The organism is Pseudoduganella sp. GW821-FHT05F09, from assembly GCF_059419605.1.
Window position 1 is genome coordinate 1 of the sequence record NZ_JBWKSD010000029.1, and the last position, 631, is coordinate 631.

A 631-nucleotide genomic window follows, 5' to 3' on the forward strand; every position below is an offset into this window, starting at 1 on the left:
ACTGGCGTCCCCGCTTCAAAGCCTCCCACCTATCCTACACAGATTGGTTCAAAGTCCAATGCAAAGCTACAGTAAAGGTTCATGGGGTCTTTCCGTCTAGCCGCGGGTAGATTGCATCATCACAAACACTTCAACTTCGCTGAGTCTCGGGAGGAGACAGTGTGGCCATCGTTACGCCATTCGTGCAGGTCGGAACTTACCCGACAAGGAATTTCGCTACCTTAGGACCGTTATAGTTACGGCCGCCGTTTACTGGGACTTCAATCAAGAGCTTGCACCCCATCATTTAATCTTCCAGCACCGGGCAGGCGTCACACCCTATACGTCCACTTTCGTGTTTGCAGAGTGCTGTGTTTTTATTAAACAGTCGCAGCCACCAGTTTATTGCAACCCTTTCGCCCTACTGAAGTAAATCAGCCAAGCTACCGGGGCGTACCTTTTCCCGAAGTTACGGTACCAATTTGCCGAGTTCCTTCTCCCGAGTTCTCTCAAGCGCCTTAGAATACTCATCTCGCCCACCTGTGTCGGTTTGCGGTACGGTCTCGTATGACTGAAGCTTAGAGGCTTTTCTTGGAACCACTTCCGATTGCTACGTGCACAAGTGCACTCGTCCCACTCCCTTGAATTACGC

General features: G+C 51.0%; 1 rRNA gene. It reads right to left on the bottom strand.

Going from position 1 to position 631, the window contains the following annotated elements:
- A 23S ribosomal RNA gene (locus tag AC07S4_RS30375) occupies positions 1–631 on the bottom strand; the annotation flags it as partial.